The following is a 14,402-nucleotide window of genomic DNA, read 5'->3' on the forward strand; positions in this document are numbered from 1 at the left end:
GCGGCCCGAAGGCGAAAAGGGCTACAGAAGATGCCCGTCTTCACCCAGTGCCGCGTCGAGGCGGCGCACCAGGGCGTCGATCGCCTCGGTGTCGGCCGCGGACGTCGCCGTGGCGGCTTCCGGTTGCGGCGCGGGTGCCGGAGCCGGGGCGGGCGCCGCTGCGTTGCCGCGTTCGGCGATCTGGTAGGCCAGGTTGAGGGCCGCGAGCACGGCGATGCGTTCGCGCGCCTTGACCTTGCCGGCGTCGCGGATCGCGCTCATCTCGCGGTCGACCGCGGCGACGGCGGCGGCGAGCAGCGCCTCGCCGCCTTCGGGACAGCCGAGGATGTAACCCTGGCCGAGGATCGTGACTTCGACCTGCTTCATGCGCCTTCTCCGGGCGCCGGCGCTGCAGGTGCCGCCGGCGGCGTGGCCGGCAGGCGCTCGATCAGCGCGTCGATGCGCGCGCGTGCCGCGGCCAGCCGCGACACGAGGCTGTCGCGCTCGGCGGTCACCGCGGCCAGCCGGGCCTCGAGCAGCGCGTTGGAGCGCTTGAGTTCCTCGTGCCGCAACACGAGACGGTCGACGCGCTCGCTCAGATCCTGCAGGTTGCCCATCTTCGACGCCTATCCCTCCGCGGGCATTGTAGAAGCAGCGCTGTCGCACCAGCGGTGCACCGCGCAGCGTTCGCACTGCGGCCGCCGCGCCTGGCAGACGTAGCGGCCGTGCAGGATCAGCCAGTGGTGCGCGTCGACGGCGTACTTCGGCGGCACGCGTTCCAGCAGCTTCAGCTCGACGGCCAGCGGGGTCTTGCCCGGCGCCAGCCCGGTGCGGTTGGCGACGCGGAAGATGTGCGTGTCCACGGCCATCGTCGGCTCGCCGAAGGCGACGTTGAGCACGACGTTCGCCGTCTTGCGGCCGACGCCCGGCAGCGCCTCCAGCGCCTCGCGCGAGCGCGGCACCTCGCCGCCGTGCTGCTCGACGAGGATGCGGCAGGTCTGGATCAGGTTCTTCGCCTTGGTGCGGAACAGGCCGATCGTTCGGATCGACTCGGTGACCTGGTCCAGCCCCAGATCCAGCAAACGCTGCGGTGTCGGCGCCCGCGCGAACAGGCGCTTCGTCGCCTTGTTGACGCCGACGTCGGTGGCTTGCGCCGACAGCAGCACCGCGCACAGCAGCTCGAAGACGCTGGTGAACTCGAGCTCGGTCTGCGGCGACGGGTTGGCCGCGGCCAGCGTCGCGAAGAAGGGCTCGATCGCGTCGTCGTGCATCAGGCTTCCTGGCGCCGGGCGCGTGCACGCGCCAGCGCGGCTTCGATGACGGCACGTTTGCGGTCGATCGCCGCCGGGTCGGTGAGCCGGGTCTGGTTCGGCAGGTCGGCGAGTTTGGCCGCGGCCTTGGCGGCCAGGCGCTCGTCGTTCTCGCGCTTCTCACGTTCCAGCCGCGTGCGCCGGGCGTTGTAGCGGGCGCGGGCCTCGTCGGCCTGGGCGGCGCTCCAGGCGGCCCAGCCGCTGGCGCCGGGCGTGGCTTCGACCATCGTGATGCAGTCGACCGGGCAGGCGGGCAGGCACAGACCGCAGCCGGTGCACAGTGCGTCGATGACGGTGTGCATGCGCTTGTTCGCACCGACGATGCAGTCCACAGGGCAGGCCTTGAGGCACAGCGTGCAGCCGATGCACCAGCTCTCGTCGACGACGGCCAGGCCGCGCGGGCCTTCGGCGCCGTGCGCCGGGTCGAGCGGGCGGGCTTCGACGCCCAGCAGCGCGGCCAGCCGCGCGACACCTTCGGCGCCGCCAGGCGGGCAGCGGTCGAGGGTGGCGCTGCCGGCGGCCAGCGCCTCGGCGTACGTGCGGCAGTCGGCGTAGCCGCAGCGCGTGCACTGCGTCTGCGGCAGGGCGGCGTCGAGTCGGTCGGCGAGGGCGGCGGTCACCGCCCGATTATCGGGCGGCCGCGCGCGGTGCCGGCTTGTCGAAGCGGGCGATGAAACCGCGCACCTCCGGGTAGACCTTCTCGCGCCAGCGTCGGCCCGAGAAGATGCCGTAGTGGCCGGCGCCTTCGACGTCGTAGTGGAACTGGCGCGTGCGCGGGATGCCCGAGCACAGGTCGTGCGCGGCACGCGTCTGGCCGGCGCCGGAGATGTCGTCGAGCTGGCCTTCGACGGTCAGCAGCGCCGTCGTCGTGATGTCCTGCGGCCTCACCCGCTGCCCGTGCACGTCCCAGGTGCCGTTGACCAGCGCGAAGTCCTGGAACACGGTCTTGATCGTGTCGAGGTAGTACTCGGCCGGCATGTCGAGCACGGCGTTGTACTCGTCGTAGAACTTGCGGTGGGCGTCGGCGCTGTCCTCGTCGCCGCGCACGAGGTCGAGGAAGTAGTCGTAGTGGCTGCTGACGTGGCGGTCGGGGTTCATCGCGACGAAGCCCGAGTGCTGCAGGAAGCCGGGGTAGACGGCGCGTCCGGCGCCCGGGTAGTTGCTCGGCACGCGGTAGATGACGTTGGCCTCGAACCAGGCGTGGCTCTTGTTCATCGCCAGGTTGTTCACCGCGGTCGGGCTGCGGCGGGCGTCGATCGGGCCGCCCATCATCGTCATCGTGCGCGGCGTCGCCTCGCCGCCGCTGGCCAGCAGCGACACCGCGGCCAGCACCGGCACGGTCGGCTGGCAGACCGAGATGACGTGCACGTTCGGGCCGATCAGGCGGATGAAGTCCTGCACGTAGGCGACGTAGTCGGCGAGATGGAACGGGCCTTCGTCGGCCGGCACCATGCGCGCGTCGGTCCAGTCGGTGATGAACACCTTGTGGTCGTGCAGCAGGCTGGTGACGGTGTCGCGCAGCAGCGTCGAGTGGTGGCCCGACAGCGGCGCCACGACGAGCACCGTCGGCTGCGTCTTCATGCGCGCCAGCGCGTGCGGGTCGTCGCTGAAACGCTTGAAGCGCAGCAGCCGGCAGAAGGGCCTGGCCAGCGCCACCTGCTCCTGCACCGCGACGGCGACGCCGTCGACGGTGGCCGAGGTGATGCCGAACTCGGGCTTCTCGTATTCCTTGGCCAGCCGGTGCAGCAGGTCGAAACCGGCGGACACGCGCTGCGCCATCGGCGTGTGCGCGAACGGCGACAGCGGGTGGTCGTAGAGCTTGGCGGTGGCGGCCGCGAACTCCGCGAACGGCGCCATCAGCGCGCGCTGCGTCTCGTACAGGTGATACAGCATGCTCGTCTCCGTCCTCGCGGCCTGCATTGTGCAGTGCAGCAATAGTAGTCGGTCAACGAGCATCCTGCCGCGCCGGACGGCAGGGGGAAACGCGGAAAACGCTTGGGTTCCGGCCGGTTGTCACCGGCCGGAGGGGCGTCAGGCGACCTTGGCGATCGCCGTGGCGACGGCGTCGATGTTCTTGCTGTTCAGCGCGGCGACGCAGATGCGGCCCGAATCGACGCCGTAGACGCCGAATTCGCTGCGCAGGCGCTGCATCTGCTCGGCCGACAGGCCGGAGTAGCTGAACATGCCCTTCTGGCGCGTGATGTAGGACAGGTCACCCGCCACGCCGGCGGCGGCCAGCTTCTCGACCAGCGCGGCGCGCATCGCGCGGATGCGCAGGCGCATTCCGGCCAGCTCTTCCTCCCACTGCGCACGCAGCGCCGGCGTCGTCAGCACGGTGGCCACGAGCTGGGCGCCGAAGGTCGGCGGGTTGGAGTAGTTGGTGCGGATGACGATCTTCAGCTGCGACAGCACGCGCGTGGTCTCGTCGCGGTCGGCGCAGACGACGCTGAGCGCGCCGACACGTTCGCCGTAGAGCGAGAAGCTCTTGGAGAACGAGGTCGAGACGAGGAACTGCAGGCCGCTGGCGACGAACTGGCCGATGACCGCGCCGTCCTCGGCGATGCCTTCGCCGAAGCCCTGGTAGGCCATGTCGAGGAAGGGCACCAGGCCGGCGGCCTGGCAGGCGGCGACGACTTCGGTCCACTGCGCCGGCGTCAGGTCGCAGCCGGTCGGGTTGTGGCAGCAGGCGTGCAGCACGACGATGGTGCCGGGCGCGGCGGCCTTCAGCGCCGCGAGCATCGCGTCGAAGCGGATGCCGCGCGTCGCGGCGTCGTAGTACGGGTAGGTCGAGACCTCGAAGCCGGCGTTGCTGAACAGCGCGCGGTGGTTTTCCCAGCTCGGGTCGCTGATCAGCACGCGGGCGGCGGGGTTCAGCTTCTTCAGCAGGTCGGCGCCGACCTTCAGGCCGCCGGTGCCGCCCAGCGCCTGCACGGTGGCCACGCGGCCGGCCTGCAGCACCTCGCTGCCTTCGCCGAACACCAGGCCCTGCACGGCCTTGTCGTAGGCGGCGATGCCGTCGATCGGCAGGTAGCCCTTCGGCTTGGTGGCTTCGAGCAGCTGCTTCTCGGCGGCGGCCACGCAGGCCAGCACCGGCAGCTTGCCGTTGTCGTCGAAGTAGACGCCCACGCCCAGGTTCACCTTGGCCGGGTTCGGGTCGGCGGCGAACTGTTCGTTGAGACCGAGGATCGGGTCGCGCGGGGCCATCTGGACGGCGGCGAACACGGAGGCGGACATGGCGGATTCCTGAGGAGTGGCGGGGCGGACGGGGCGGCCGGCAGACAGTTCGCGGCTGCGTTACCCTCTGCGGTTGCCCTCGAATTCTAGATGTCCGCCACCAGGTTGTTCCCGATGACCGAAGCCACCGACGTCGCGACGGAGCCCGCCCGGGGCGAGTTCGTCACGTTTGCCGATTCCCCGTTCCAGCTCTTCCAGCCGTATCCGCCGGCCGGTGACCAGCCGACCGCGATCAACCAGCTCGTCGAAGGCGTGCACGACGGCCTGAGCTACCAGACGCTGCTGGGCGTCACCGGCTCGGGCAAGACCTTCACGATGGCCAACGTCATCGCCCGGCTGGGCCGGCCGGCGATCGTCTTCGCGCCGAACAAGACGCTGGCCGCGCAGCTGTACAGCGAGTTCCGCGAGTTCTTCCCGAAGAACGCCGTCGAGTACTTCGTCAGCTACTACGACTATTACCAGCCCGAGGCCTACGTGCCGCAGCGCGACCTGTTCATCGAGAAGGACAGCGCGATCAACGAGCACATCGAGCAGATGCGGCTGTCGGCGACGAAGAGCATCCTCGAGCGCCGCGACGTCGTCATCGTCGCCACCGTCAGCGCGATCTACGGCATCGGCAAGCCCGAGGACTACACGCAGATGCGGCTCATCGTGCGTGTCGGCGACAAGATGGGCCAGCGCGACGTCATCGCCCGGCTGGTGGCCATGCAGTACACGCGCAACGAGATCGACTTCGGCCGCGGCAGCTTCCGCGTGCGCGGCGACACGATCGACGTCTTCCCGGCCGAACACAGCGAGTTGGCGCTGCGCATCGAGCTCTTCGACGACGAGATCGAGTCGCTGGCGCTGCTGGACCCGCTGACCGGCCGCGTGCGCCAGAAGGTGCCGCGTTTCGTCATCTACCCGTCCAGTCACTATGTGACGCCGCGCGAGCAGGTGCTGCGCGCCGTCGACGGCATCAAGGCCGAGCTGCGCGAGCGTGTCGACTTCTTCGTCAAGAACGGCAAGCTCGTCGAGGCCCAGCGTGTCGAGCAGCGCACGCGCTTCGACGTCGAGATGCTGCAGGAGGTCGGCCACTGCAAGGGCATCGAGAACTACACCCGCCACCTGTCGGGCGCCGCACCGGGCGAGCCGCCGTCGACGCTGGTCGACTACCTGCCGCGCGACGCGATCATGTTCCTCGACGAGAGCCACGTGCTGATCGGCCAGTTCGGCGGCATGTACAACGGCGACCGCGCGCGCAAGACGACGCTGGTCGAGTACGGCTTCCGCCTGCCCAGCGCGCTGGACAACCGCCCGCTGCGTTTCGAGGAGTTCGAGCGCCGCATGCGCCAGGCGGTGTTCGTCACCGCGACGCCGGCCGACTACGAGAAGACGCATTCCGGCCAGGTCGTCGAGCAGGTCGTGCGTCCGACCGGCCTCGTCGACCCCGAGGTCGAGGTGCGTCCGGCCTCGACCCAGGTCGACGACGTGCTGCAGGAGATCCGCGAGCGGGTCGACGTCAACGAGCGTGTGCTGATCACGACGCTGACCAAGCGCATGGCCGAGCAGCTGACCGACTACCTGTCGGACAACGGCGTCAAGGTGCGCTACCTGCACAGCGACATCGACACCGTCGAGCGCGTGGAGATCCTGCGCGACCTGCGCCTGGGCCTGTTCGACGTGCTCGTCGGCATCAACCTGCTGCGCGAAGGCCTGGACCTGCCCGAGGTGAGCCTGGTGGCGATCCTCGACGCCGACAAGGAAGGTTTTTTGCGTGCCGAGCGCAGCCTGATCCAGACCATCGGCCGCGCGGCGCGCAACGCGCGCGGCAAGGCCATCCTCTACGCCGACAAGATCACCGACTCGATGCGCCGCGCGATCGACGAGACCGAGCGTCGGCGCGCCAAGCAGATCGCGCACAACGAGGCGATGGGCATCGTGCCGCGCACGGTCAACAAGAGGATCCGCGACCTGATCGACGGCGTCGTCAGCGACAAGACCGCCAAGGACGAGTTGCAGTCGGCGCAGGCGGCCGCCGAGGTCGAGGCGATGTCCGAGAAGGACCTGGGCAAGCGCATCAAGGCGCTGGAGAAGCAGATGCTCGAACACGCGCGCAACCTCGAGTTCGAGAAGGCGGCGCGGGTGCGCGACCAGCTCGCGCTGCTGCGCGAGCAGGCCTTCGGCGCCGACGGCCACGATGTCAACGTGGTTCCGCTTGACGCCGCGCGCGGAGGCGCTCGATGAACCCGGCGCCGAACAGCATCTTGTTGGTCTGCATGGGCAACATCTGCCGTTCGCCGACTGCCGAGGGCGTGCTGCGTGCCAAGCTCGAAGCCGCCGGGCTCGCGAAGCGGCTGCGAGTCGACTCGGCCGGCACCCACGGTTATCACGCCGGCGAGGCGCCGGATCCACGCGCCGTGCGCCACGCGGCTGCGCGGGGTTACGATCTCGCCCGGCTGCGGGCCCGGAAGGTCGAGCGCGAGGACTTCTCGCGCTTCGACTGGATCCTCGCGATGGACGAGGACAACCTGGCCCGGCTGAGGCAGATCGCACCCGACGACGCCCGCGCCGACCTCGGGTTGCTCATGGAGCACGCACTGCAGCATGCAGGCGTGCGCGAGGTGCCGGACCCGTATTACGGGTCGGCAGCGGGTTTCGAACGTGTTCTCGATCTGGTCGAGGATGCGTGCGACGGGATCGTCGCCCGCCTGCTGCGTGCGCAGTCCACGTGACGGCGCCGCCCCAAGCTTGACCAAATTGGTTGGTCTCAGCTATACTTGAGCAATCTAGTCGGGATCGCTCTACGGGGAAACCCGCGATCGCCGACGCCTTCGTAAGGAGACATCCATGAGACTGACCACCAAAGGCCGCTTCGCCGTCACCGCGATGATCGACCTCGCGCTGCGCTCGCACAGCGGCCCGGTGGCGCTGGCGGCCATCAGCCAGCGGCAGCAGATTTCGCTGTCCTACCTGGAACAACTGTTCGGCAAGCTGCGCCGCCATGAGCTGGTCGAGAGCACGCGCGGCCCGGGCGGCGGTTATTCGCTGGGCCGTGGCGCCGACGAGATCACCGTCGCCGACATCATCGTCGCCGTCGACGAGCCGATCGACGCCACCGGCTGCGGCGGCAAGGAAAACTGCCACGGCGACGACGGCGGCCGCTGCATGACGCACGACCTCTGGGCGAGCCTGAACAACAAGATGATCGAGTACCTCGACTCGATCTCGCTGAAGAAGCTCGTCGACGAGCAGATCGCCAAGGGCGTCTCGGTCGAGGAAGCGCCGATCAAGCGCGCGATCTCCTCGCAGCCGGTCGTCAAGCCGATCAAGGTCACCGCGCCGAACTCGGTCTTCGCGTTCGGCAGTTCCTTCACCAAGTAAGCGACATGACCCCGCATTTCCCGATCTACATGGATTACGGCGCGACGACGCCGGTGGACCCGCGCGTCGTCGACGTGATGATCCCGTGGCTGCGCGAGCACTTCGGCAACCCGGCGTCTCGCAGTCATGCCTGGGGCTGGGAAGCGGAAGAGGCGGTCGAGAAGGCGCGTGCGCAGGTCGCTTCGCTGATCAAGGCCGATCCGCGCGAGATCGTCTGGACCTCGGGTGCCACCGAGAGCAACAACCTCGCGATCAAGGGCGCGGCGCACTTCTACGCCTCGCGCGGCAAGCACCTGATCACGGTGAAGACCGAGCACAAGGCGGTGCTCGACACGATGCGCGAGCTGGAGCGCCAGGGTTTCGAGGTCACCTACCTCGACGTCCAGGAGGATGGCCTGCTCGACCTGGAGCGCTTCAAGGCGGCGCTGCGCCCGGACACGATCCTCGTGTCGGTGATGTTCGTGAACAACGAGATCGGCGTGATCCAGGACATCCCGGAGATCGGCCGCCTCTGCCGCGAGCGCGGCATCATCTTCCACGTCGACGCCGCGCAGGCCACCGGCAAGGTGGCGATCGACCTCGGCACGCTGCCGGTCGACCTGATGAGCCTGGCCTCGCACAAGAGCTACGGCCCGAAGGGCATCGGCGCGCTGTACGTGCGCCGCAAGCCGCGCGTGCGGCTGGAAGCGCAGATGCACGGCGGCGGCCACGAGCGCGGCATGCGCTCGGGCACGCTGCCCACGCACCAGATCGTCGGCATGGGCGAGGCCTTCGCGATCGCCGAGGCCGAGATGGGCACCGAGAGCGAGCGCATCCGCATGCTGCAGAAGCGCCTGCTCGACGGCATCGCCGACATCGAGCAGGTCTTCATCAACGGCGACCTCGAGCGGCGCGTGCCGCACAACGTCAACGCCAGCTTCAACTTCGTCGAGGGCGAGTCGCTGATCATGGGCATCAAGGGCATCGCGGTGTCCTCGGGCTCGGCCTGCACCTCGGCCAGCCTGGAGCCCAGCTACGTGCTGCGTGCGCTGGGCCGCAGCGACGAGCTGGCGCACTCCAGCCTGCGCATGACGATCGGCCGCTTCACGACCGAAGCGGAGATCGACTACGCGGTGGCGACGCTGAAGGACCGCGTCGCCAAGCTGCGCGAGCTGTCGCCCCTCTGGGACATGTACAAGGACGGCGTCGACCTGAGCACGATCCAGTGGTCTGCGCACTGAACGGATAGAACCAGGAGAACTCACATGGCCTACAGCGACAAGGTCGTCGACCACTACGAGAACCCGCGCAACGTGGGTGGCTTCGAGAAGGGTGACGAGACGGTGGGCACCGGCATGGTCGGCGCCCCGGCCTGCGGCGACGTGATGAAGCTGCAGATCAAGGTCGACCCGGACACCGGGCTGATCGAGGACGCGCGTTTCAAGACCTACGGCTGCGGCTCGGCGATCGCGTCGAGCTCGCTGGTCACCGAATGGGTCAAGGGCAAGACGCTGGACCAGGCGCTGGAGATCAAGAACACCGACATCGCCGAGGAACTGGCGCTGCCGCCGGTGAAGATCCACTGCTCGATCCTCGCCGAGGACGCGATCAAGGCCGCGGTCCAGGACTACAAGGCCAAACACGGCGAAGCCGTGGCGACGCAGCCGTAAGGGGATCATGTCGATCACTCTGACCGAAGCGGCGGCCCGCCACGTCACGCGTTATCTCGGCCGCCGCGGCAAGGGCGTCGGCGTGCGCCTGGGCGTCAAGACGACAGGCTGCTCGGGCCTGGCCTACAAGCTGGAGTACGCCGACGAGGTGGGCGCCGAGGACATCGTCTTCGAGGACCACGGCGTCAAGGTGCTCGTCGACCCGAAGAGCCTGCCCTACCTGGACGGCACGCAGCTGGACTTCGTGCGCGAAGGCCTCAACGAGGGCTTCAAGTTCCACAACCCTCGCGAACGCGACCGTTGCGGCTGCGGCGAGTCCTTCCGCGTCTGACCGACAATACCGGGTTGCCCCGAGTCCGGCGCGGCCCTCGTGGCCGCGCTTTGCCTTGCACGCGATGCTGACCATCCGCCCCGAACGCCCCGACCAGCCCGAGGTCGCCGCGCTGCTCGAGCAGCTCGACGCCTATCTCGCATCGCTGTACCCGCCGGAGGCCAACCACATCCTCGACGTGCAGGCGCTGCTGGCGCCGGACGTGTATTTCCAGGTCGCGCGCCGCGCCGGCCGGCTGGTCGGCATCGGCGCGTTCCGCCGCATGCCCGGCGAGACCGCCACCGCGGGCGAGCCCTACGGCGAGATCAAGCGCATGTTCGTGCCGCCGGCCGAACGCGGCCAGCGCATCGCCGAGAAGCTGCTGAACTCGCTGGAAGACCGGCTGCGCACCGAGAGCTACCGCTGGGCGCTGCTGGAGACCGGCGTCGACCAGCACGAGGCGATTCGTCTTTACGAGCGCTGCGGCTACGTGCGCCGCGGTGCTTTCGCCGGCTACCCCGACAACGGCCTCTCGGCCTTCTACGCCAAGGCGCTATGAAGCTCGACGACGACGATTTCACGCTGCTGGGCCTGCCGCGCCGCCATGGCGTCGACCGCGCCGCGCTCGACGCCGCCTGGCGCCGGCTGCAGGGCGAGGTGCACCCCGACCGCTTTGCCGCCCAGGGCGCCGCCGCGCAGCGCGTGGCGATGCAGTGGGCGGTGCGTGTCAACGAGGCCTACCAGCGCCTGAAGGACCCGCTGGCGCGCGCCGCCTACCTCTGCGAGCTGCGTGGCGCCGCCGTCGACGCCGAACGCAACACGGCGATGCCGACCTCGTTCCTGATGCAGCAGATGCAGTGGCGCGAAGCGCTGGAAGAAGCCGCCGACCTGGCCGCCGTCGAGGCGCTGGACGCCGAGGTCGCCGCCGCCGAACGGGCGCTGCTGGCCGACGTCGAGCGCCGTCTCGACACCGAGGACGATGCCGCCGCGGCTGCCGCCGACGTGCGTGCGCTGATGTTCGTGAACCGTTTCCGCCAGGACATCGAGCGCCGTCTCGACGCCCTGGACCCGACCCGCTGAAGAGCCGATGGCGCTGCTGCAGATATCCGAACCGGGCGCGACGCCCGACCCGCACCAGCGGCGCATCGCCGTCGGCATCGACCTGGGCACGACGCATTCGCTCGTCGCCTCGCTGCGCCACGGCGTGCCCGAGTGCCTGCCCGACGAGCAGGGCCGCGTGCTGCTGCCGTCGGCGGTGCGTTACCTGGACGGCGGCGGTCGCCGCATCGGCTGGGACGCGCTGGCCGCGGCCGCCGAGGACCCCGAGAACACCGTCGTCTCGGCCAAGCGCCTGATGGGCCGCCGCCTGGCCGACCTGCAGGGCACGGCGGGCAAGCTGCCGTACCGCTTCGTCGACACGCCGGGCATGGTGGCCATCGCCACGCGTGACGGCGAGAAGACGCCGGTCGAGGTCTCGGCCGAGATCCTGGCGGCGCTGCGCCAGCGTGCCGAGGACTCGTTCGACGACGAGATCTTCGGCGCCGTCATCACCGTGCCGGCCTATTTCGACGACGCCCAGCGCCAGGCGACCAAGGCTGCGGCGCAACTCGCCGGCTTGAACGTGCTGCGCCTGATCAGCGAGCCGACCGCCGCTGCCGTCGCCTACGGCCTGGACCAGGGGAGCGAAGGCCTGTACGCCGTCTACGACCTGGGCGGCGGCACCTTCGACCTGTCGCTGCTGCGTCTGAACCGCGGTGTCTTCGAGGTCGTCGCCACCGGCGGCGACGCGGCGCTGGGCGGTGACGACGTCGACCACGCGCTGGCCGACTGGGCGCTGGCGCAGGCCGGCGTCGCGGCGGTGTCGCCGCAGGACAAACGCGCCGCGCTGGTCGCCGCGCGTGCCGCCAAGGAGGCGCTGAGCGCCGCCGAGAGCGCCACCTGGCGCGCCACCATCGGCGGCGCCGAACACGCCGTCGAACTGACGCGCGGGCAGCTCGAGACGCTGGCGCGGCCGCTGGTCGAGCGCACCTTGGCGCTGGTGCGCAAGGTGCTGCGCGACGCCCGCGTCACGCGCGAGGAGGTGCAGGGCGTGGTGATGGTCGGCGGCGCGACGCGCATGCCGCTGGTGCGCACCGCGGTCGGCGAACTCTTCGGCCGCGAAGTGCTGACCAACCTGAACCCCGACGAGGTCGTCGCGCTGGGCGCGGCGGTGCAGGCCAACGCGCTGGCCGGCAATGCCGGCGACGGCGAACTGCTGCTGCTCGACGTGATCGCGCTGTCGCTGGGGCTGGAGACGATGGGCGGCCTGGTCGAGCGCATCGTCGAGCGCAACACGACGATCCCGGTGGCCAAGGCGCAGGACTTCACGACCTTCAAGGACGGCCAGACGGCGATGGCGATCCACGTCGTCCAGGGCGAACGCGACCTCGTCTCCGAGTGCCGCTCGCTGGCGCGTTTCGAGCTGCGTGGCATTCCGCCGATGGCTGCCGGCGCGGCGCGCATCCGCGTCACCTTCCAGGTCGACGCCGACGGCCTGCTCAGCGTCTCGGCGCGCGAGCAGGGCTCGGGCGTCGAGGCCAGCGTCGTCGTCAAGCCCAGCTACGGACTGGACGACGGCCAGATCGCGCGCATGCTGCAGGAAGGTTTCACGCACGCCGCCGACGACATGGCCGCACGCGCGCTGCGCGAGGCCCAGGTCGAGGCCGAGCGCATGGTGCTGGCCACGCGTGCCGCGCTCGACGCCGACGGCGCGCTGCTGTCGCCCGAGGAGCGTGCCGCGATCGACACGCTGATCGCCGACACGCTGGCGATCGCCGCCGGCAGCGACGCCGCGGCGATCGAAGCTGCCGTCAAGGCGCTGGCCGACGGCACCGAAGCCTTCGCCGCAGCGCGCATGAACCAAGGCATCCGGCAGGCGCTGTCCGGCCGCCGTGTCGAGGACGTCTGAACCATGCCTGTCATCCGAATCCTTCCCCACCCCGAGTACTGCCCCGAGGGCAAGACCGTCGAGGCGCCGGCCGGCACCTCGATCTGCGAGGCGCTGCTGGACAACGGCGTCGAGATCGAGCACGCCTGCGAGATGAGCTGCGCCTGCACCACCTGCCACGTCGTCGTGAAGGAGGGCTTCGCGTCGCTGGGCGAACTCGACGAGACCGAGGAAGACCTGCTCGACCGCGCCTGGGGGCTGCAGCCGACCTCGCGGCTGAGCTGCCAGGCCATCCTGTCGAACCAGGACGTGACGGTCGAGATCCCGCGCTACTCGATCAACCACGCGCGCGAGAAGCACTGAGCCGGAGCACCGCGCCCCGCGTCGGTGCCAGGGTCTTGCCGCCAAACGAAAAAAACCTCCCCGGCGCGAGCCGGAGAGGTGGGTATAAAGGGCCTGTTGCCCTGCTGAGGAGATAGACAGACACCCGACGGAGGTGTCGCTTCATCTCTCGCAAGCACCGTGCCAGCACTTCGGGAGGCGCGCACCAGCGCCTCGACACTGCCCGCCATGATCGTTCTCGGATTCGAGTCTTCCTGCGACGAGACCGGCGTCGCGCTGGTCGAGACCCGGCCCGGCGCCGCACCGCGCCTGCTCGGCGAGGCGCTGCACAGCCAGGCCGAGATGCACGCCGAATACGGCGGCGTCGTGCCCGAACTGGCCTCGCGTGACCACATCCGCCGCGTGCTGCCGCTGGCGCGCCAGGTGCTCGCCGAATCGGGGCGCACGCTGGCCGAGGTCGACCTCGTCGCCTACACGCGCGGCCCGGGGCTGGCCGGCGCGCTGCTGGTCGGCGCCGGCGTCGCCGTCGCGCTCGGCGCCGCGCTCGGCCGGCCGACCTTCGGCGTGCACCATCTCGAAGGCCACCTGCTGTCGCCTTTCCTCGCCGACCCGGCGCCCGAGTTCCCCTTCGTCGCGCTGCTCGTGTCGGGTGGCCACACGCAGCTGATGCGCGTCGACGCCGTCGGCTCGTACGAGCTGCTCGGCGAGACGATCGACGACGCCGCCGGCGAAGCCTTCGACAAGAGCGCCAAGCTGCTCGGCCTGGGCTACCCGGGCGGGCCGGCGCTGTCGCGGCTGGCCGAGTTCGGCGACGCCACGGCTTTCGCGCTGCCGCGGCCGCTGCTGCACAGCGGCGACCTCGACTTCTCGTTCGCCGGCCTCAAGACCGCGGTGATGACGCAGCAGCGCAAGCTGGGCCCTAACGTCTGCGAGCAGTCGCGCGCCGATCTGGCGGCGTCGACGCAGGCGGCGATCGTCGACGTGCTGTCGGCCAAGGCGCTGCGCGCGCTGAAGGCCAGCGGCACGAAGCGCCTGGTCGTCGCCGGCGGCGTCGGCGCCAACCGCCGGCTGCGCGAGACGCTGGACGCCGGCGCGAAGAAGCTCGGCGCGCGTGTCTTCTACCCGCCGCTGGCGCTGTGCACCGACAACGGCGCGATGATCGCGATGGCCGCGGCGATGCGGCTGGAGCGCGGTCTGGCTCAGGGCAGCACCGACGGCGCCTTCGACGTGCGGCCGCGCTGGCCGCTGGACGAGGTCTCGGCAGCGGCCTCCTAGAATCCCGCTTCCGC

General features: G+C 70.1%; 17 protein-coding genes. 11 read left to right on the forward strand and 6 right to left on the reverse strand.

Features of this window, described 5'->3' with window-relative positions; all coding sequences use genetic code 11:
• Positions 1 to 21 precede the first annotated feature (21 nt).
• The 6 genes from RBXJA2T_RS12375 to RBXJA2T_RS12400 all read right to left on the reverse strand — a co-directional run bounded on the left by RBXJA2T_RS12375 (position 22) and on the right by RBXJA2T_RS12400 (position 4,523).
• Positions 22 to 366, reverse strand: coding sequence for a cell division protein ZapA (locus RBXJA2T_RS12375; protein WP_009857723.1), 345 nt, complete (start codon positions 364 to 366; stop codon positions 22 to 24).
• Positions 363 to 596 carry a hypothetical protein gene (locus RBXJA2T_RS12380; RefSeq protein ID WP_009857724.1) on the reverse strand — a complete coding sequence of 78 codons (234 nt, stop codon included), beginning with the start codon at positions 594 to 596 and terminating at the stop codon, positions 363 to 365. The genes RBXJA2T_RS12375 and RBXJA2T_RS12380 overlap by 4 nt, the downstream gene beginning before the upstream one ends.
• Before the next feature lie 9 nt (positions 597 to 605).
• Positions 606 to 1,250, reverse strand: a complete 645-nt coding sequence (nth, locus tag RBXJA2T_RS12385; protein WP_009857725.1) for an endonuclease III — start codon at positions 1,248 to 1,250, stop codon at positions 606 to 608.
• On the reverse strand, positions 1,250 to 1,909 hold the full coding sequence (gene rsxB, locus RBXJA2T_RS12390; RefSeq protein WP_009857726.1) for an electron transport complex subunit RsxB: 660 nt from the start codon (positions 1,907 to 1,909) through the stop codon (positions 1,250 to 1,252). Before rsxB ends, nth begins: the two co-directional genes overlap by 1 nt.
• A gap of 7 nt (positions 1,910 to 1,916) precedes the next feature.
• On the reverse strand, positions 1,917 to 3,182 hold the full coding sequence (locus tag RBXJA2T_RS12395) for a polyhydroxyalkanoate depolymerase (RefSeq protein WP_009857727.1): 1,266 nt from the start codon (positions 3,180 to 3,182) through the stop codon (positions 1,917 to 1,919).
• Between the two features lie 138 nt (positions 3,183 to 3,320).
• Positions 3,321 to 4,523 (reverse strand): amino acid aminotransferase, encoded by a 1,203-nt coding sequence (locus RBXJA2T_RS12400; protein WP_009857728.1) that lies wholly within the window; start codon positions 4,521 to 4,523, stop codon positions 3,321 to 3,323.
• A 114-nt stretch (positions 4,524 to 4,637) separates the two neighbouring features.
• Between RBXJA2T_RS12400 and uvrB the strand changes: the two genes are divergently transcribed.
• The 11 genes from uvrB (at position 4,638) to tsaD (ending at position 14,388) form a co-directional block, all read left to right on the forward strand.
• On the forward strand, positions 4,638 to 6,749 hold the full coding sequence (gene uvrB / locus RBXJA2T_RS12405) for an excinuclease ABC subunit UvrB (RefSeq protein WP_009857729.1): 2,112 nt from the start codon (positions 4,638 to 4,640) through the stop codon (positions 6,747 to 6,749).
• Complete coding sequence (locus RBXJA2T_RS12410) at positions 6,746 to 7,237, forward strand: low molecular weight protein-tyrosine-phosphatase (protein WP_009857730.1); 492 nt, start codon at positions 6,746 to 6,748, stop codon at positions 7,235 to 7,237. Before uvrB ends, RBXJA2T_RS12410 begins: the two co-directional genes overlap by 4 nt.
• A 115-nt stretch (positions 7,238 to 7,352) precedes the next feature.
• Positions 7,353 to 7,886 carry a Fe-S cluster assembly transcriptional regulator IscR gene (iscR, locus tag RBXJA2T_RS12415; RefSeq protein WP_009857731.1) on the forward strand — a complete coding sequence of 178 codons (534 nt, stop codon included), beginning with the start codon at positions 7,353 to 7,355 and terminating at the stop codon, positions 7,884 to 7,886.
• A gap of 5 nt (positions 7,887 to 7,891) precedes the next feature.
• Complete coding sequence (locus tag RBXJA2T_RS12420; protein ID WP_009857732.1) at positions 7,892 to 9,106, forward strand: IscS subfamily cysteine desulfurase; 1,215 nt, start codon at positions 7,892 to 7,894, stop codon at positions 9,104 to 9,106.
• Between the two features lie 24 nt (positions 9,107 to 9,130).
• Positions 9,131 to 9,535 (forward strand): Fe-S cluster assembly scaffold IscU, encoded by a 405-nt coding sequence (gene iscU, locus RBXJA2T_RS12425; protein ID WP_009857733.1) that lies wholly within the window; start codon positions 9,131 to 9,133, stop codon positions 9,533 to 9,535.
• Between the two features lie 7 nt (positions 9,536 to 9,542).
• Positions 9,543 to 9,866 (forward strand): iron-sulfur cluster assembly protein IscA, encoded by a 324-nt coding sequence (iscA, locus tag RBXJA2T_RS12430; protein ID WP_009857734.1) that lies wholly within the window; start codon positions 9,543 to 9,545, stop codon positions 9,864 to 9,866.
• A gap of 64 nt (positions 9,867 to 9,930) precedes the next feature.
• Positions 9,931 to 10,404, forward strand: a complete 474-nt coding sequence (locus RBXJA2T_RS12435) for a GNAT family N-acetyltransferase (RefSeq protein WP_009857735.1) — start codon at positions 9,931 to 9,933, stop codon at positions 10,402 to 10,404.
• Positions 10,401 to 10,925 carry a Fe-S protein assembly co-chaperone HscB gene (hscB, locus tag RBXJA2T_RS12440; RefSeq protein WP_009857736.1) on the forward strand — a complete coding sequence of 175 codons (525 nt, stop codon included), beginning with the start codon at positions 10,401 to 10,403 and terminating at the stop codon, positions 10,923 to 10,925. The genes RBXJA2T_RS12435 and hscB overlap by 4 nt, the downstream gene beginning before the upstream one ends.
• A 7-nt stretch (positions 10,926 to 10,932) precedes the next feature.
• Entirely contained in the window at positions 10,933 to 12,792 is a 1,860-nt protein-coding gene (hscA, locus tag RBXJA2T_RS12445; RefSeq protein WP_009857737.1) for a Fe-S protein assembly chaperone HscA, read from the forward strand.
• Positions 12,793 to 12,795: 3 nt separating this feature from the next.
• Positions 12,796 to 13,134, forward strand: coding sequence for an ISC system 2Fe-2S type ferredoxin (gene fdx / locus RBXJA2T_RS12450; protein ID WP_009857738.1), 339 nt, complete (start codon positions 12,796 to 12,798; stop codon positions 13,132 to 13,134).
• Between the two features lie 207 nt (positions 13,135 to 13,341).
• Positions 13,342 to 14,388 carry a tRNA (adenosine(37)-N6)-threonylcarbamoyltransferase complex transferase subunit TsaD gene (gene tsaD, locus RBXJA2T_RS12455; RefSeq protein WP_009857739.1) on the forward strand — a complete coding sequence of 349 codons (1,047 nt, stop codon included), beginning with the start codon at positions 13,342 to 13,344 and terminating at the stop codon, positions 14,386 to 14,388.
• Positions 14,389 to 14,402 lie beyond the last annotated feature (14 nt).

This window comes from Rubrivivax benzoatilyticus JA2 = ATCC BAA-35, from assembly GCF_000190375.1.
GTDB classification, from domain to species: domain Bacteria; phylum Pseudomonadota; class Gammaproteobacteria; order Burkholderiales; family Burkholderiaceae_C; genus Rubrivivax; species Rubrivivax benzoatilyticus.

What these genes read in the sequence shown, in the direction of transcription:
- RBXJA2T_RS12395 (WP_009857727.1), bottom strand. Translation starts at nt 3,182, where the DNA reads ATGCTGTATCACCTGTACGAGACGCAGCGCGCGCTGATGGCGCCGTTC.
- hscB (WP_009857736.1), top strand. Translation starts at nt 10,401, where the DNA reads ATGAAGCTCGACGACGACGATTTCACGCTGCTGGGCCTGCCGCGCCGC.
- iscU (WP_009857733.1), top strand. Translation starts at nt 9,131, where the DNA reads ATGGCCTACAGCGACAAGGTCGTCGACCACTACGAGAACCCGCGCAAC.
- iscA (WP_009857734.1), top strand. Translation starts at nt 9,543, where the DNA reads ATGTCGATCACTCTGACCGAAGCGGCGGCCCGCCACGTCACGCGTTAT.
- fdx (WP_009857738.1), top strand. Translation starts at nt 12,796, where the DNA reads ATGCCTGTCATCCGAATCCTTCCCCACCCCGAGTACTGCCCCGAGGGC.
- RBXJA2T_RS12380 (WP_009857724.1), bottom strand. Translation starts at nt 596, where the DNA reads ATGGGCAACCTGCAGGATCTGAGCGAGCGCGTCGACCGTCTCGTGTTG.
- RBXJA2T_RS12435 (WP_009857735.1), top strand. Translation starts at nt 9,931, where the DNA reads ATGCTGACCATCCGCCCCGAACGCCCCGACCAGCCCGAGGTCGCCGCG.
- iscR (WP_009857731.1), top strand. Translation starts at nt 7,353, where the DNA reads ATGAGACTGACCACCAAAGGCCGCTTCGCCGTCACCGCGATGATCGAC.
- RBXJA2T_RS12420 (WP_009857732.1), top strand. Translation starts at nt 7,892, where the DNA reads ATGACCCCGCATTTCCCGATCTACATGGATTACGGCGCGACGACGCCG.
- tsaD (WP_009857739.1), top strand. Translation starts at nt 13,342, where the DNA reads ATGATCGTTCTCGGATTCGAGTCTTCCTGCGACGAGACCGGCGTCGCG.
- RBXJA2T_RS12375 (WP_009857723.1), bottom strand. Translation starts at nt 366, where the DNA reads ATGAAGCAGGTCGAAGTCACGATCCTCGGCCAGGGTTACATCCTCGGC.
- RBXJA2T_RS12410 (WP_009857730.1), top strand. Translation starts at nt 6,746, where the DNA reads ATGAACCCGGCGCCGAACAGCATCTTGTTGGTCTGCATGGGCAACATC.
- nth (WP_009857725.1), bottom strand. Translation starts at nt 1,250, where the DNA reads ATGCACGACGACGCGATCGAGCCCTTCTTCGCGACGCTGGCCGCGGCC.
- RBXJA2T_RS12400 (WP_009857728.1), bottom strand. Translation starts at nt 4,523, where the DNA reads ATGTCCGCCTCCGTGTTCGCCGCCGTCCAGATGGCCCCGCGCGACCCG.
- uvrB (WP_009857729.1), top strand. Translation starts at nt 4,638, where the DNA reads ATGACCGAAGCCACCGACGTCGCGACGGAGCCCGCCCGGGGCGAGTTC.
- hscA (WP_009857737.1), top strand. Translation starts at nt 10,933, where the DNA reads ATGGCGCTGCTGCAGATATCCGAACCGGGCGCGACGCCCGACCCGCAC.